Below are 16,018 nucleotides of genomic sequence, written 5' to 3' on the forward strand. Positions count from 1 at the left end.
CCGGCCCGTCAGGTGCGGTTGCGGGTCACCCGCGGCAGGCCGAGCGTCAGCCCCAGACAGACCAGGATGAGCGCCACCAGCAGCATCGAGGCGAGCTTGGTGGACAGGAAGTTGAAGCTCAGCACGCCACCGGAGACGGAGGCCGACCACAGGTAGAGCAGCAGCACCGCGCGGCGGTGCGGGTGTCCCATCCGCATCAGCCGGTGGTGCAGATGCTTCTTGTCGGGGTGCCAGAACTTGCCCCCGCGTCTGACGAACGCGAGCAGCACATCGAGCACCGGCAGCGCGAGCACCAGCACCGGCAGCGCGATCGGCAACAGGATCGCGACCTTGGAGGTCTGCGCGGAATCTGCGGACGGGTCGAAGTTCCCGGTGAACGAGATGAGCGCCGCCGACAGCAACAGCCCGAGCAGCAGCGACCCGGCATCGCCCATGAAGAGCTTCGCCGGGTGGAAGTTGTGCGGCAGGAAGCCCAGACAGCAGCCGACCACTGCCGCGGAGATGAAGGTCGCCAGGTTGAAGACGTCCTCCCCGAAGTCCTGCCGGGTCGAATAACTCCAGATGAAGAACGCCGTCCCGGCGATCGCCGTCGTGCCCGCGGCCAGGCCGTCCAGGCCGTCGGCGAAGTTGACGGCCTGGGTCGTCGCGATGACGACCAGCACCGTCAGCGCGAACAGCACCGACTGCGGGAAGTAGGTCGCCGTCCCGAGGATCGGCAGGAAGAGCAGCTGCACTCTGCCGAGCACCGACATCACCAGCGCAGCGATGATCGTGCCGGCGATCTTGGTGATCGGATCGAGTTCGCGCAGGTCGTCGATCGCGCCGAGCGCCGTGACGATGGCGGCGGCCACCAGCACCCAGAGCAGGCTGTGATAGTCGATCCGGTGACCCAGATAGGGCAGTTGCCGAGCGACGAGTATGGCGGCAGCAAACCCCACCAGCAGCGCCACGCCACCCAGCCGCGGGATCGGCACCGTGTGCACGTCGCGGCCCCGCACCGGCGTGACGGCGTTCCACCGGATCGCCGCCCACCGGATCGCCGGGGTGGTGACGAAGGTGATCGCCGCCGCGACGATGGCGATCAGCAGATATTCACGCACGGACGCTCAGGCTCCGCCTAACGCGACGACTCGCAAGCTCGTCGCCACGCCGCCGGACCCCACACGACCCGTGCCTGTGCTGAATCAACGACAGGACATCGTCCCTGTGCTGAATCAACTGCATAACCTTCACGGCGGGGCGAGGTCCTTCGGTTCGTGATCGGCAACTAGCTGGCTCACAGCTGCGGGTCGGCGGGCTCCCGCAACGGCAGGTCGAGTAGGGCGAGCCTCCCGCAGCCGCGGGTCGAGACCCTCCCACACTCGCTGGTCGAGTAGGGCGAGCCGCTAGGCGAGCCCGTATCGAGACCCACCTGCGCGACGCACAGCCCGCCGCGGAACACGGCCCACTCAGCGAGGGTACGCCGGGAACCGCTCGACGAGCTCCGAAACTCCGGCACGCACCTGCTTGGCGACCGGGTGCTCCGGGTCGCCGTCGCCCTGGGTGATCGCGGTGTGGATGAGGTCGGCGATGACCTTCATCTCGTCGGTGCCCATCCCCTGGGTCGTGACGCTCGGCGAACCCACGCGGATGCCCGAGGCGATGTTGGGCTTGGCCGGGTCGAACGGGATGGCGTTCTTGTTCAGCACGATCCCGGCCGCGTCGGCGCGCTGCTCGGCCTCGGCGCCGGTGACGCCGATGCCCTGCAGGTCGTGCAGTGACAGGTGCGTGTCGGTGCCGCCGGTGGTCGGGCGGATGCCGTGCTCACCGAGCGAGGTCGCCAGTTGCCGGGCGTTCGCGATGACCTGCTTCGCGTAGTCGGCATACTCCGGGGTCGCGCACTCCTTGAAGTTGACCGCCTTGGCGGCGATCGAGTGCATCTGCGGGCCACCCTGCATCATCGGGAAGACCGCCTTGTCGATCGTCTTGGCGTGCTCCTCCTTGCAGACGATCGCACCGGCGCGCGGACCGCGCAGCACCTTGTGGGTCGTGAAGCTGACCACGTCGGCATACGGCACCGGGCTCGGGATGGCCTTGCCGGCGACCAGGCCGATGAAGTGTGCGGCGTCCACCCAGAAGATCGCCCCGACCTCGTCGGCGAGGTTGCGGAAGAACTCGAAGTCGATCAGCCGCGGGATCGCCGAGCCGCCGGCGAGGATGACCTTCGGCCGGTGCTCCTTGGCCAGGCGCTCGACCTCGGCGTAGTCGATGTTCTCCGACTCGCGCTCGACGCCGTAACTGACCGCGTTGAACCACTTGCCCGAGAAACTCACCTTGGTGCCGTGCGTGAGGTGGCCGCCCATCGGCAGCGCCATCGACAAGATGGTGTCGCCGGGCTGCATGAACGCGCCGTAGACCGCCTGGTTCGCGCTCGCACCGGAATGCGGCTGGACGTTGGCGTGGTCGGCGTCGAAGAGCGCCTTGCAACGTTCGATCGCGAGCGTCTCGGCCTTGTCGACCTCACTGCAGCCACCGTAGTAGCGGCGACCCGGATAGCCCTCGGCATACTTGTTGGTCAGCGTGGACCCGAGCGCGGCGATGACCGCGGGGCTGGACATGTTCTCGCTGGCGATCAGCTGCAGGCCGCTGCGGATGCGGGCGAGTTCGGAGACCAGCACGCCGGCGATCTCGGGGTCGAATTGCTCCAGCGCGTCGAAGTCCGGGCCGTAGAAGGGAGTGGTCATGACGGTCAGCCTATTCGTCGTCGGAGTGGTCGGGAGTGTCGCCAGCGTGATCTGCGGCGGTGTCGTGCTTGTCGAGGTCGACGGGTGAATCGCCGGGAGCCGCTGCGTCATACGTCGGCTCGTCGGGCGAAGGTTCGTCGGGTGTTGGCTCCTCATACGACGGCTCGTCAGCGACGGAGTTGATCGCGCGGCCGGTGACGAGCTGGACGTCGCCGAGCACCCGCTGCAGGTCCTCGTTGCTGACGGCCCCCTCGCGCAGCACGACCGGGTCGGCCTTGGTGCAGTCGAGGATGGTCGAGGAGACGCCGCCGGCCCGCTCACCACCGTCGAGGTAGGTGTCGACGTAATGGCCGAGCATGAACCCCGCCTCGGTGACCGTGGTCGCGGACGGCTTGCCGGTGCGGTTGGCCGAGCTGACCGCGAGCGGGCCAGTGCTCTGGAGCACTTCGACCGCGATCTCGTCGTCCGGGATGCGCAGGCCGACCGTCCCGTTGGTGTCGCCGAGGTCCCAGGCGAGCGAGTGCTGCGCGCGGAAGACCAACGTCAGGCCGCCCGGCCAGAACGCGTCCATCAGGCGGGTCGCGTATGACGGCACGTCCATCGCCAGTCCGTCGACCGTCTGCCGCGCCGGGATCAGCACGGGAGGGGGCATCTCGCGTCCCCGGCCCTTGGCCTCCAGCAACTGCGCGACCGCGGTCGGGCTGAACGCGTCGGCCGCGATGCCGTAGACGGTGTCGGTCGGGATGACCACGCACTCGCCGCGGAAGATCGCGTCCGCTGCCGCGCGGACGCCTTCGTCGCGAGACTCCGGGACATTGCAATCGAAGACGGGACTCACGAGGGGCAAGTCTGTCAGATGGATCGGCGGCAGGCCGCGCGGATCAGCGGACGGTCACGTGGGCGGGCGGTCGAGTCCGCGGAATGCGGCAGATCCTGTCCCGAAAGCTCGACCGTCGCGACTTTGGGACACCCCCACCCCGGATCCCCGTCCCGAACCCTCGACCGTCGCGCCTCCGGGACACCCCCAGCGCAATTCCGCGTCCCGAAGGCTCGACCGTCGCGCCTCCGGGACACCCCCAGCCCGGTTTCCCGTCCCGAAAGCTCGACCGTCGCGACTTTGGGACACCCCCAGCCCGGTTTCCCGTCCCCAACCCTCGACCGTCGCGCCTCCGGGACACCCCCAGCCCGGTCCCCCGTCCCCAACCCTCGACCGTCGCGCCTCCGGGACACCCCCAGCCCGGTCCCCCGTCCCGAAAGCTCGACCGTCGCGACTTCGGGACACCCCCAGCCCGGTCCCCCGTCCCAAACCCTCGACCGTCGCGCCTCCGGGACACCGTCCGCACGTGGTTTGCCCGCGAATCGGCGCGCTCGCGAGTTTCACGCCCGAGTGGGCACTTCCTAGCGAGCACGCCCGGGGTTACCCGTCAGTAACTGCCCACTCGGGACACTTGACACAGGCTCGGACCCGGCCACGCGCACGCTCGGCGACGCGGGACGAGCTCAGCGCAGGCGCCCCTCCACCTCATGAAGCACGTCGACCCTGCGGAAGCCGAGTGCCTCATTCGTACGCTGCATCGCGACGTTGTTCAGCTCGGTGTGGGTCTGCACCCACTTCCATGGGCCGTCGAGGCAGGCCAGCTGCCGCAGGTTGGCCCGCTTCATCCGCGCCCCGAGCCGGTGTCCGCGGTGCGCTCGGTCCACGAACGTGTCGTCCTGGACGACGAAGTCGTCGTCATACCGCGACACATACAGCTCGGTATACCCGGCGCCGACGCTCGCTGCGGTGAATGCCATGGTGCGTAGCCGCGTCCAGCCCTGCTCGGCGAAATTGCGCTCGGCCTCCCGGATCCGGTCGATCCCGATCGACTCGGGCGTGCGGGTGAGCTCGCCGGTCGGCACGTCCTGGTCCATGTGCGTACGCAGCCGGGCCCACTGCGCGACGTAGTCGTCCGGGACGCGGTCGACGAACAACACGATCCGGTAGCCGTCGGCCTGCGCCATACCGGCCGGCCTCCGCTCGTCCCACGGAAGGTCGAGCACGAAGCGATCCTCGGCACTCACCGACCGCATCCCGGCGGCACGTGCGAACCTCCCGCCGTTTGTCTCCGCCAGCTGCCGCCCCGCCGGGACGGTGATCTCGGTCTGGATGATCGTCCGATCATGCTGTCGCGCAAGGTCTTTCACGTATGCCGCGAGCGTCGTGCCAACACCACGACCGCGAAATGTCGGCAGGACGCCCAGTTCCACGGCCATCGTCTCGGTGTCGCGCTGCATCGGCAGTCCGACCTGCGCGCCACCCACGCACGTGTCGCCCTCGAATGCGCCGATTGCGAAGTAGCGCAAGCGAATCGGCTCCCGCGCATGATATGCACGGGCGCTCTCCACGGCCGGCCACCATGACGGCTCGCGACCGGCGAGGTGAGCAACGCGAATGCTGTCGTGCCAGTCACGGAAAGCCGGCTCAGCGGGCGCGACCATGCGGATGTTGGTCATGCCGCCATACAAACCGAACCGCGGGCGTGCGGCAATCGAGTTCGCGGCAGGCCCTGCCAGACTCTCGCCCGTGGAGCTGATCGAGGAGATGTATGACGGGCCGGCCTTTCGCGAGGTGCTGGCTGCAGCGACCGACGCGGTGTCGCTCGTGCGGTGTGACCTGCGCGGTGCCGATCTGCGCGACGCGGATCTGACCGAGGTGACGTTCACCGATTGCGTGCTCGACGGGATCCGGCTGGACGGGGCGTCGGTGGGCGGTGCATCGTTCGTCGGCTGCCGGCTGATGGGCGCCTCGATGCCGCACACTCGTGGCCTCGGATTCACCATGCAGCGCTCAAACCTGTTCGCTGCCAACCTCGTTGGCGCAGTGCTGGCCAACACCGACCTGACCGGATGCCGATTCACCGAGGCGGTGCTGCGCGGGGCCGACCTGCGCTCGTCGGTCTTCGACGGTTGCGAACTGCTGGGCGCCGATCTCTACGCCGCCAAGCTCGACGGGGCCGACCTGCGCGGTGCCGCGCTCGGGCCGTGCGACCTGGACCGGCTCCGGGCGATGAAGGGCGCCATCATCACGACGCTGCAGGCACGCGACATCGTCATCGAGCTGTCCGGCGTCACCGTGATCGACAATTCCACCGGGTGACTCATTTCGCACCGAGTGACGCAGGTGCAACTGCATCACTCGGTGCGCATTGCGTCAGTCGGCGCGAGCGGTCACCGCTCGCGGACGACCGGCCAGGTCGCGGTGGTCGGCGACGTCGGACCAGCCGGCTCGAGCCAGCGCGCGCGGGAGCGAATCTCCTTGACTGTCAGCATGTTCCATCACGAGCAGGCCACCGGGTCGCAGCAACTCAGCCGCGCGCGCCGCAACCTCCAGCGGAATGCGCAACCCGTCGGCGCTGCCGCCATACAAGGAGACCTCCGGGTCGTGGTCGCGGACCTCCGGGTCGATCGGCACCATGCCCACCGGGATGTATGGCGGATTGCTCACCACAACGTCGAGCGTCCCCTCCGAGCCGGGCAGCGCGGCCTGCGCAGGACCAAGCTCGATCGCGACGTCGAGCCCGAGCACCTCGGCGTTCCGGACCGCCCACGCGTGCGCGAGCGGATCGAGCTCGACCGCAGCGACGCACGCGGCCGGCGCTTCCTGCTTGATCGCGAGCGCGATCGCGCCGGACCCGGTGCACAGATCCACGACCTGCGCGGCCGTGCCCGCAACCTCCGCCAGCACGGCGTCGACGATCATCTCCGTCTCCGGTCGGGGGACGAAAACTCCTGGCCCAACACGCAATTCGAGGCCACGGAACGGTGCGACGCCCGTCAGGTGCTGCAGCGGCACCCGCGTCATGCGCTCCTCCACGAGCGCATCGAAACGCACTTGCACTTCCGCGGCAGGTTCGCGGCCGAGCAGTTGAAGCCGTTGCAGTTCGGCGACATTCACGCCCCATGCGTGTGCGAGCAACAGCCGAGCATCGACCGAAGCGCTCGAAATGCCTGATGCGGCAAGGCTTTCGGCGGCAACCGCGAGCAGTGTGCGAACTGCCGTCATACGCCGGCGGGGCCTTCGGCCACGGCCGCCATACGTGCCGCCTCGTCCATCTCGATCGCCGACTGCACGACCGGGTCAAGTTCACCGTCGAGGACCGCGCCGAGGTTGTATGCCTTGTATCCCGTGCGGTGGTCGGCGATGCGGTTCTCCGGGAAGTTGTAGGTGCGGATGCGTTCGCTGCGGTCCATCGACCGCACCTGCGAGCGCCGCGCGGCAGATGCCTCGGCGTCGCGTTCCTCCTGCGCGAGCTGGCGCAACCGGGCCTTGAGCACCCGGAGCGCGGCCTCCTTGTTCTGCAGCTGGGACTTCTCGTTCTGGCACGAGACGACCAATCCCGTTGGCAGATGCGTGATTCGGACCGCCGAGTCCGTCGTGTTGACCGACTGGCCACCGGGCCCGGACGAGCGATATACGTCGATCTTCAGGTCGTTCGGCCCGAACTCGATCTCCTCGTCGTCGCCGTCGTCCAGGTCGGGCATGACGAGCACGCCGACCGCGGAGGTATGGATGCGGCCCTGGCTCTCGGTGACTGGGACCCGCTGCACGCGGTGCACCCCGCCCTCGTATTTCAGCTTCGCCCACGGCGCCTGCCCCGGCTCTGGCTGACCCTTGGCACGAACCGCGAGGCGGACGTCGGTATAGCCGCCGAGGTCGGACTCGGTGCCGTCGGTGATCTCCGCGCGCCAGCCGGAGTGCTCGGCGTAGCGGAGGTACATGCGCACCAGATCCGCTGCGAACAAAGCGGATTCGGCACCACCGGCGCCCGCCTTGACCTCGAGTATGACGTCCCGGTCGTCGTCCTCGTCGCGCGGCAGCAACAGCTTGCGCAGCGCGCCCTCCGTCTCACTGACGGCATTCTCCAGGCTCGGGATCTCGTCGGCAAAGGAGGCGTCCTCGGCGGCGAGCTCCTGCGCGGCGGCCAGGTCGTCGCGGGCTGCGGTCCAGGCGCGGTATGCCGCGACAGTGGGCGCGAGCGCGGCATACCTCTTATTGAGCCGGCGCAGGGTCTTCGGGTCCGAATGCACCGCCGGATCGGCCAATTGCCTTTCCAGGTCGGCATATTCGTCGGCGACGGCTGACGCTGACTCGATCATCGGGGACCTTTCGGGAGAAGTGCGGGGACAACGCAAACGCCGGCCCTGACCACGAGGGTCGGGACCGGCGCCGGTGAGCTACTTGGCCGCAGCCTTCTTGCCGTAGCGCTCCTGGAAGCGGGCAACGCGACCGCCGGTGTCCAGGATCTTCTGCTTGCCGGTGTAGAAGGGGTGGCACTGCGAGCACACGTCGGCGCTGATCGAGCCGGACGGTGCAGTGCTGCGGGTCGTGAAGGTGGCGCCGCAGGTGCAGGTCACCTGGGTCTCACCGTAGGACGGGTGAATGTCCTTCTTCATGGGGTTCTCCTCGCGATTTCACGCCCTCCGGGTCGCGTTGCCGAATGCGACGCGTGAACCGGTGGACCAACCGATGATTCTGCCAGGTGGCAGAGCTTCCGTCCAAACGAGAACGGTTCCCGAGTTATTCCGCGGCGAGTCCCGCCTGGGAGGCCGAGTCGGGCGAGCCACTCGGCCAGCCAAGCTCCGCCCCGCCAGCCGGGGCAAATTGACCACTCCCGGAAAACCATTTACATCTTCGACCGTGGCAAGGTGAAACAGTCGGCTCTCCCCTGGGGCCGACACACCCCGACAAGTGACGGAGTAACGATGAGTCATCCGCTTTCGCGCCGCAACTTCCTCGTTGCGGCTCTTGCAGTGCCGGTAGCGGCCACTGCCACTGCTGCCCCGGCGCTGGCCGTCGACGAGCACGACCAGTTCACCGCCGCCTCGACGAAGTATGGCGTGCCCTCCTCGGTGCTCGCCGCCGTGTCCTACGGACAGACCCGCTGGGAGGACCACGAAGGACGTCCGAGCACCAGCCTCGGCTACGGGCCGATGCACCTGATCGACGGCGCCGCCGCTCAGCGGCACCGCGACGCCGCAGCCGGCAAGGACGCCGGGCAGGTCATCGACACCCTGGGCGAAGCCGCGAAGCTGACCGGCCTGTCCACGAAGACGTTGCGCACCGACACCGCCGCCAACATCATGGGCGCGGCCGCGGTCCTCGCCGCGGCGCAACGCCGCCTCGGTTACGCGGTCGGCGCGCACACCGACCCCGCCACCTGGTATGCCGCGGTCGCCACCACCAGCGGCTTCACCTCGGCCGAGAGCCAGCGCAGCTTCGCCGACGACGTGGTCAGCGACCTGCGCGCCGGGGTATCCCGCACGGCGTCCGGGGTTCAGCTGCAGCTCAAGGCCACCAAAGTCGGCAGTGTCACGGCTCAGCGTGCTGTCCTGACCAAGCGGGCCGACATTGCTGCCAAACAGCGCAAGCCTGCGCCATACCCGATCGACGCCCCGAAGAACCTCACCGTCGACTGGGTGCCTGCGCCATACCAGCAGACCGGGCCGGACCCGGGCGACTACGGCAACCACGACCTCGCCAACCGGCCGAAGTCGCCCACCCTCAACACGATCGTCATCCACGACATGGAGTGCACCTACACCGAGGCGCTCACGCTGGTGCAGGAGGCAACCTACCTGGCGTGGAACTACTCGATCCGCTCCAGTGACGGCCTGATCGCCCAGCATCTGGAGGCCGCCGACATCGGCTGGCACGCCGGCAACTGGTACATCAACACGCACGCCCTCGGCGTCGAGCATGAGGGGTATGCCGTGGCCGGCCCCACCTGGTACACGGAGGTGATGTACCGCAAATCGGCCCGGCTGGTCTCCTACCTGGCCAAGGAATACAAGATCCCGCTGGACCGCGCGCACATCATCGGTCACGACCAAGTGCCGGCGACCTCGACGGCAGGCATCCCGTCGATGCACTGGGATCCGGGCCCCTTCTGGGATTGGGAGCACTACTTCGAATTGCTCGGCGCACCGTTGCACAAGGGCACCCGGATCAAGAAGAAGCTCGCGGTCGGCGATGTCGTCCGCATCCTGCCCGGATTCGACGGCAACGAGCAGATCGTCACCGGGTGCGACTCCAACAAGCCGCCGCTGTGCGTCGTCGACGGTCCGCAGCCGGCCACCAATTTCGTCACCCTCCACGTGCAACCCGACGAAGGCGCGCCGCTGGTCCAGGACATCGGCCTGCACCCGGACGGATCGCCGTCCGGCACCGGCCCATCCGATGTCGGCGCGCGCGCCGCCGCGGGCGAGGACTACGTCGTCGCGAGCGTGTACGGCGACTGGACCGCCATCTGGTATCTCGGCCAGAAGGCGTGGTTCCACAACCCGGTCAAGTCCCCCACCGCCCGGCTGGTCAAGAACGCGATCACGGCGACCGCGACCGCAGACACCCAGGTCTACGGGTGCGCGTACCCGGAGCCGTCGGCATACAGCAACCCCGCCGACGTGCAGGCGAACGCGCCGTTCACCTACGTGTGGGGCGCCGGTCAGCAGTATGTCGTGGGCGACGCGGACGTCCCGACGGACTACTACAAGGCCAAGACCTACGACATCAGCACCCCGGACGACCACATCGACATCATCGGCACGATGAAGTACTACCTGGTCTACTTCGGGCACCGGGTCATGTACGTCAAGGCTGCCGACGTGCAGCTGAGCTGAGCTTCTGCTTCGACTCCTCGCGAATGACGGCTTCCTCGGCGAGCGACGGTGCAATTGCGCCGTCGCTCGGTGAAGAAGCCGTCATTCGGCGGTGGAGGCGACGGTATGACGCCGCCGCTTCGCCGCAGCCGCCATACCCAAGCAGGCGGGCTCACCGGACGGGTCCGGTGAGCCCGCCTGTTATTGCGAGACTGGAGCGAAACCTCAGTCGTCGTCCATCTTGAGCGAGCTGTGCTGCACCTGCATCAGGAACTCGGTGTTGGAGGCGGTCTTCTTCAGCCGGGAGAGCAGCAACTCGATGCCCTGCTGCGAGTCGAGCGCGGCAAGCACGCGACGCAGCTGCCACATAATCTTCAGCTCGTCGTGGCCGAGCAGGATCTCCTCGCGACGGGTGCTGGACTGGTTGACGTCCACCGCCGGATAGATGCGGCGCTCGGCGAGCTGACGCGACAGGCGCAGCTCCCAGTTGCCGGTGCCCTTGAACTCTTCGAAGATGACCTCGTCCATGCGCGAGCCGGACTCGATCAGCGCGGTCGCCAGGATGGTCAGCGAGCCACCGTTCTCGATGTTGCGGGCGGCACCGAAGAACTTCTTCGGCGGGTAGAGAGCCGCCGAGTCGACACCACCGGACATGATGCGTCCGCTGGCCGGTGCGGCCAGGTTGTACGCGCGGCCCAGGCGAGTGATGCCGTCGAGCAGCACCACGACATCCTGGCCGAGTTCCACCAGGCGCTTGGCCCGCTCGATGGCGAGCTCGGCAACCTCGGTGTGGTCAGAGGCGGGGCGGTCGAAGGTCGAGGAGATGACCTCACCCTTGACCGACCGCTCGAAGTCGGTGACCTCCTCCGGACGCTCGTCGACCAGCACGACCATCAGGTGGCACTCGGGGTTGTTGGTGGTGATCGCGTTGGCGATCGCCTGCATCACCATCGTCTTGCCCGACTTCGACGGTGCGACGATCAGGCCACGCTGGCCCTTGCCGATCGGCGCGACCAGGTCGATGACGCGGTTGGTGAGGTGCTTCGGGTCGTCCTCGAGACGCAGTCGCTCCTGCGGGTAGAGCGGCGTGAGCTTGCCGAATTCGACGCGCTCCTTGGCCTGCTCGGGCGTCATCCCGTTGACGGTGTCGACCCGGACCAGCGCGTTGAACTTCTGCCGGCTCGGCAGCTGCTCGCCCTCGCGCAGCGCGCGGATCGCGCCGGTCACGGCGTCACCCTTGCGCATGCCGTTCTTCTTGACCATGCCGAGCGGCACGTAGACGTCGTTCGGGCCCGGCAGGTAACCGCTGGTCCGCACGAACGCGTAGCTGTCCAGCACGTCCACGATGCCGGCGACGGGCACCAGCACGTCGTCCTCGCGCACCTGGGTGTCGACGTCGCCGAAGTCTTCCCGGCCACCGCGGCCACGCTTGCGGTCGCGGCCACGCTGCCGGCGCCGGCTGCGGCCGTTGCCGTCGTCGTTCCACCGGTCGTTGTTGTTGCCGCCCTGGCGGTTGCCGTCGCGGTTGTTCCCGCCCTGCTGGCGGTCGCCCTGCTGGTTCCCGCCCTGCTGACGGTCACCCTGCTGACGCTCGCCCTGCTGACGGCCGCCTTCCCGGTTGCCGTCCTGCTGCCGGTTGCCCCGGTCATTGCCGCCCTGGCGCCCACGACGGTCGTCGCCGCCCTGACGCTGCTGCTTGTCGCCTTCGGCGGACTTCTCGCGCGGTGCGTCCTGCTGCTCGGCAGCGGGCGCGGACTGCTCCTGCTGCGGTGCCGCCGCACTCGCCTGCTCCTTCGGCGCGGACTGCGCCTGCTGCGCCTCGGTCGACGGCGCGCTCGCCTGCTCGGCGGGCGCCACGACGGCCGGCGCGCTCTCGACCGGCGTCACCGGGGCCGAGGTCGCCCGGCGGGATCGCCGCGGCGGCGCGGAGTCGGTCGCGACGGGCTTCTCGCCGCCTCGCTCCCGGATGGCGGCAAGCACGTCGCTCTTGCGCATCTTGGAGGTGCCACTGATGCCCATGGTCACGGCGAGCTGCTTGAGCTCGTCGAGCTTCATGGTGCTCAGGTTGCCCCGGGAACTCGAAGCGGACGCCGAGGTCGACGCGGTGAGTTCGGTGGTATCGGTCACGAAGGTTCCTTCCCCCTCGTTAGTCCGGCCGGTGTGCCGGTGTGGGGTATCAAAAATGGTTGCTTCTTCAGTCGAAGTAACTGCTCATCACACGAGCCCAACACGTTGCCGCATCCGGCGAGGTGTGGAGCACTGCGGTGAGGCATCGAGATCCGGGACAAAACTGTCACGCGGTCGGCTGTGGCCGTCGATGCAAGATCCAACCTACACCGTCGACGGCGTGGAATGCGAAACGACCCGCACACCGGTCTGAGCGATCCCCGGCCGCAGCACCTGCCAGCCGACCGGCACGTCGCCGTCGTCGACCGCTGCGTCACCGGTGACGAGCACCAGCACCGCGGGCCCGGCGCCCGAAATCGTCGCGGCCAGACCGGCAGCCCGCAGCCGGTCGACCACCGCCATACTCTGCGGGTATGACGCCCTGCGGGGCTCCTGGTGCAGCCAGTCCCGCGTGGCCGCCAGCAGCAACCCGGGGTCCGCGGTGAGCGCGTGCACGAGCAGCGCGGCGCGGCCCGCCGTTGACGCTGCAGCCGACAACGAGACGGCCTCGCCCAGCGCCGCCCGGGCCTGCTCCGTCGCGAGCGTCGCCTCGGGCAGCAGCACCACCGCGCGCACATCGGGGTGCAGTCGCGGCCGCACCGTGCGCCAGCCGGCGCCGAAATCGTCGGCCCAGGAGACGGTCAGCCCGCCATACACACTCGCGGAGGCATTGTCGGGGTGTCCCTCGATCTCGCCGGCGAGGTCGGACATCAGCGCGAGGAACGCTGCGTCGTCGATCGGATCGCGCACCAGCGCGAGTGCGGTCGCGAGGCCGGCGACAATTGCCGCAGCTGACGAGCCGAGTCCGCGTGAATGCGGAATCTCGTTGTGGCAGTGGAGTTTCAGGCCGCTGGGCGGGTCGATCCCGAGCCGCCGCCACATGGCGAGAGCGGACCGCCAGATCAGATGTTCCTCATCCGTCGGCACCGTCCCCGCGCCGTGACCGGCGACCGACACCACCAAGCCGTCACCGCCGACCGTCGCCTGCACGGTGTCGGTGATGTCGAGCGCGAGGCCGATCGAGTCGAAGCCTGGCCCGAGGTTGGCACTGCTGGCCGGCACCTCGATCGTGACCGACTCGCCCGGCGTGAATCCGGTCTCCGCGACGCCGGTCACCCCTCCAGGCCCAACGCGCGAGCGGCAGTGACCGCGTCGACCGGGACCTTGGTCGGCTGCACCGGCCGGCCGCTGCTGTCCCGCAGCGCCCAGTCGGGATCTTTCAGACCGTGCCCGGTGACAGTGCACACAACGGTTGCGCCCGAAGGGATTTCGCCGCGCTCGTGCATCATCAGCAGGCCGGCTATGCTCGCTGCGGAGCCGGGCTCGACGAAGATGCCCTCCTTGCTGGAGATGAGGTGGTGCGCCCGCAGGATCTGCTCGTCGGTGACCGCGTCGATCAGGCCGGACGACTCATCGCGCGCGGCGAGCGCCTGTGTCCAGGACGCCGGGTTGCCGATGCGGATCGCCGTGGCGATGGTGTCCGGCTCGTCGACCGGATGGCCCAGCACGATGGGTGCCGCACCCGCCGCCTGGAAGCCCCACATCCGCGGTGTCTTGCTCGCGCGACCGTCGGATTCGGTTGGCAATGCCGCGGATTCGCGATATCCCTTCCAATATGCCGTGATGTTCCCGGCGTTACCGACCGGCAGGCAATGTATGTCGGGAGCGTCGCCCAGCACGTCGATCACCTCGAATGCGGCGGTCTTCTGCCCCTCGATGCGTGCCGGGTTCACCGAGTTGACCAGCTCGATCGGATAGGCCTCTGCCAGCTTGCGCGCGAGCGTCAGGCAATCGTCGAAGTTGCCGTCCACCTGGAGCAATTGGGCTCCGTGCGCGATCGCCTGGGCGAGCTTGCCCATCGCGATCTTGCCTTCCGGGACGAGCACCCCGCACGTCATACCGGCCTTGGTGGCGTATGCCGCCGCGGATGCCGACGTGTTGCCGGTCGATGCGCAAATCACAGCTTTCGCACCGGTTTTCGCGGCCATCGAGATCGCGGTCGTCATCCCGCGGTCCTTGAACGAACCGGTCGGGTTGAGTCCCTCGAACTTCACGTGGACGTCGGCACCGACGTAGTCGCTGAGCCACTCGGCGTGGATGAGCGGGGTGCCGCCCTCACCGAGCGTGACCACCGGCGCGCCCTGCAGCGTCGGCAGCCGGTCGGCATACTCGCGAATGACGCCTCGCCATTGGTGACCCATCACAGTCCCTCCACCCGGAGCACCGACCTTACGTCGTGCACATCGTCCACTTCACGCAACCCTTCCACCGTCGCAGCGAGCGCGGCGTCGGCCGCAGGATGCGTCACGAGCTGCAACGTCGCGAGACCGTCAGCCGATCGGCGCACTCCCTGACGCATGCTCTCGATCGAAATTCCTTGTGCTCCAAAGGAATTCGCGACCCGTGCCAGCACGCCCGGCTCGTCGCGCACCTCGAGCCGGATGAAGTAGCTGGTGTGCGTGCGGGCGATCGGCAGGATCGGCAGTTCGGCATACGCCGACTCGCGCGGCCCATGCCCGCCGTCGATGCGGTGGCGGGCCGCCTGCACGAGGTCGCCGAGCACCGCGGACGCGGTAGGCCGGGCGCCGGCGCCGCGGCCGTAGAACATCAGCTCGCCCGCGAGCGCGGTGTCGAGGAAGACGGCGTTGAACGCGTCGTGCACCGACGCCAGCGGGTGCGAGCGCGGCACGAGCGTCGGGTGGACGCGGGCGCTGACGCCGTCGGGCGTGCGGTCGCAGATCGCCAGCAGCTTGATCACCATGCCGATCTTGCGGGCGTCCTTGATGTCCTCCGCGGTGACGCCCATGATGCCTTCGCAGTGGACGTCGCCGGTCGCGACGCGGGTGTGGAAGGCGAGCGACGCCAGGATCGCGGCCTTGGCCTGCGCGTCATACCCCTCGACGTCGGCGGTCGGGTCGGCCTCGGCATACCCGAGCTGTTGTGCCTCGGCGAGCACGTCGGCCAAGGCGGCGCCGGTGCGGTCCATCTTGTCGAGGATGAAGTTCGTGGTGCCGTTGACGATGCCCATCACGCGCTGCACGTCGTCGCCGGCGAGCGACTCGCGCAGCGGCCGCAGCAGCGGTATGGCGCCGGCCACCGACGCCTCGAAGGACAGGTCCACGCCGCGCTCGTCAGCCGCGGCATACAGTGTCGGGCCGTCGGTACCGAGCAGCGCCTTGTTCGCGGTGACGACTCCAGCGCCGTGCTCGATCGCGCGCAGCAGCAGCGATCGCGCCGGTTCCTCGCCGCCCATCAACTCGACGACCAGGTCTGCACGCGTGACCAGCGAGTCGGCATCGGTCGTGAAAAGGTCTGGGGTTACACCTGATTCGGGCCGCGGCTGGCTGGCGTCCCGCACCGCGACGCCGATCAGTTCCAGGGGTGCGCCGACTCGCGCGGCCAGGTCCTCGGCGTCATCGGTGAGCTGGCGCGCGACCGCGCTGCCGACCACGCCGCAGCCGAGCAGCGCGACCTTCAGTGGCTGTGTCACGGGA

The 16,018-nt window shown here is 68.6% G+C and carries 13 protein-coding genes; 2 read left to right on the top strand and 11 right to left on the bottom strand.

Annotated features, from left to right (window positions below; translation table 11 throughout):
• Positions 1-8: 8 nt before the first annotated feature.
• From EFY87_RS13445 to EFY87_RS13460, 4 genes are all read right to left on the bottom strand, one after another.
• Complete coding sequence (locus EFY87_RS13445) at positions 9-1,100, bottom strand: glycosyltransferase family 4 protein (protein ID WP_123271997.1); 1,092 nt, start codon at positions 1,098-1,100, stop codon at positions 9-11.
• A gap of 348 nt (positions 1,101-1,448) precedes the next feature.
• Complete coding sequence (locus EFY87_RS13450) at positions 1,449-2,723, bottom strand: serine hydroxymethyltransferase (RefSeq protein WP_123271998.1); 1,275 nt, start codon at positions 2,721-2,723, stop codon at positions 1,449-1,451.
• Positions 2,724-2,733: 10 nt separating this feature from the next.
• The gene (locus tag EFY87_RS13455) at positions 2,734-3,561 is read right to left on the bottom strand and encodes an L-threonylcarbamoyladenylate synthase (protein WP_123271999.1); all 828 of its coding nucleotides are present in this window, start codon (positions 3,559-3,561) and stop codon (positions 2,734-2,736) included.
• A 662-nt stretch (positions 3,562-4,223) separates the two neighbouring features.
• Positions 4,224-5,216 (bottom strand): GNAT family N-acetyltransferase, encoded by a 993-nt coding sequence (locus tag EFY87_RS13460; RefSeq protein ID WP_148043334.1) that lies wholly within the window; start codon positions 5,214-5,216, stop codon positions 4,224-4,226.
• Between the two features lie 70 nt (positions 5,217-5,286).
• On the opposite strand from EFY87_RS13460, the gene EFY87_RS20035 reads away from it, so the two are divergent.
• On the top strand, positions 5,287-5,859 hold the full coding sequence (locus tag EFY87_RS20035) for a pentapeptide repeat-containing protein (RefSeq protein WP_158607634.1): 573 nt from the start codon (positions 5,287-5,289) through the stop codon (positions 5,857-5,859).
• A gap of 54 nt (positions 5,860-5,913) precedes the next feature.
• Here the strand turns inward: EFY87_RS20035 and prmC are convergent, their stop codons facing one another.
• The 3 genes from prmC to rpmE form a co-directional block, all read right to left on the bottom strand.
• A complete protein-coding gene (gene prmC, locus EFY87_RS13470; RefSeq protein WP_123272001.1) occupies positions 5,914-6,765 on the bottom strand; it encodes a peptide chain release factor N(5)-glutamine methyltransferase in 852 nt (283 codons plus the stop codon).
• Positions 6,762-7,859, bottom strand: a complete 1,098-nt coding sequence (gene prfA, locus EFY87_RS13475; RefSeq protein ID WP_123272002.1) for a peptide chain release factor 1 — start codon at positions 7,857-7,859, stop codon at positions 6,762-6,764. Before prfA ends, prmC begins: the two co-directional genes overlap by 4 nt.
• Before the next feature lie 78 nt (positions 7,860-7,937).
• On the bottom strand, positions 7,938-8,156 hold the full coding sequence (gene rpmE, locus EFY87_RS13480; RefSeq protein WP_123272003.1) for a 50S ribosomal protein L31: 219 nt from the start codon (positions 8,154-8,156) through the stop codon (positions 7,938-7,940).
• 309 nt (positions 8,157-8,465) lie between these two features.
• Here rpmE and EFY87_RS13485 point away from each other — a divergent pair, with 309 nt between their 5' ends.
• Positions 8,466-10,379, top strand: coding sequence for an N-acetylmuramoyl-L-alanine amidase (locus tag EFY87_RS13485; RefSeq protein WP_123272004.1), 1,914 nt, complete (start codon positions 8,466-8,468; stop codon positions 10,377-10,379).
• A gap of 204 nt (positions 10,380-10,583) precedes the next feature.
• Here the strand turns inward: EFY87_RS13485 and rho are convergent, their stop codons facing one another.
• From rho to EFY87_RS13505, 4 genes are all read right to left on the bottom strand, one after another.
• Positions 10,584-12,485, bottom strand: a complete 1,902-nt coding sequence (gene rho / locus EFY87_RS13490) for a transcription termination factor Rho (RefSeq protein WP_245988637.1) — start codon at positions 12,483-12,485, stop codon at positions 10,584-10,586.
• 204 nt (positions 12,486-12,689) lie between these two features.
• The gene (gene thrB / locus EFY87_RS13495) at positions 12,690-13,640 is read right to left on the bottom strand and encodes a homoserine kinase (protein ID WP_123272005.1); all 951 of its coding nucleotides are present in this window, start codon (positions 13,638-13,640) and stop codon (positions 12,690-12,692) included.
• Positions 13,637-14,725, bottom strand: coding sequence for a threonine synthase (gene thrC, locus EFY87_RS13500; protein WP_123272006.1), 1,089 nt, complete (start codon positions 14,723-14,725; stop codon positions 13,637-13,639). Before thrC ends, thrB begins: the two co-directional genes overlap by 4 nt.
• Positions 14,725-16,014: a homoserine dehydrogenase gene (locus EFY87_RS13505; RefSeq protein WP_245988638.1), complete on the bottom strand. Its 1,290-nt coding sequence runs from the start codon at positions 16,012-16,014 to the stop codon at positions 14,725-14,727. Before EFY87_RS13505 ends, thrC begins: the two co-directional genes overlap by 1 nt.
• Positions 16,015-16,018: the final 4 nt, after the last annotated feature.

This window comes from Flexivirga caeni (assembly GCF_003724155.1).
In the GTDB taxonomy this organism is placed as follows: Bacteria; Actinomycetota; Actinomycetes; order Actinomycetales; family Dermatophilaceae; genus Flexivirga; species Flexivirga caeni.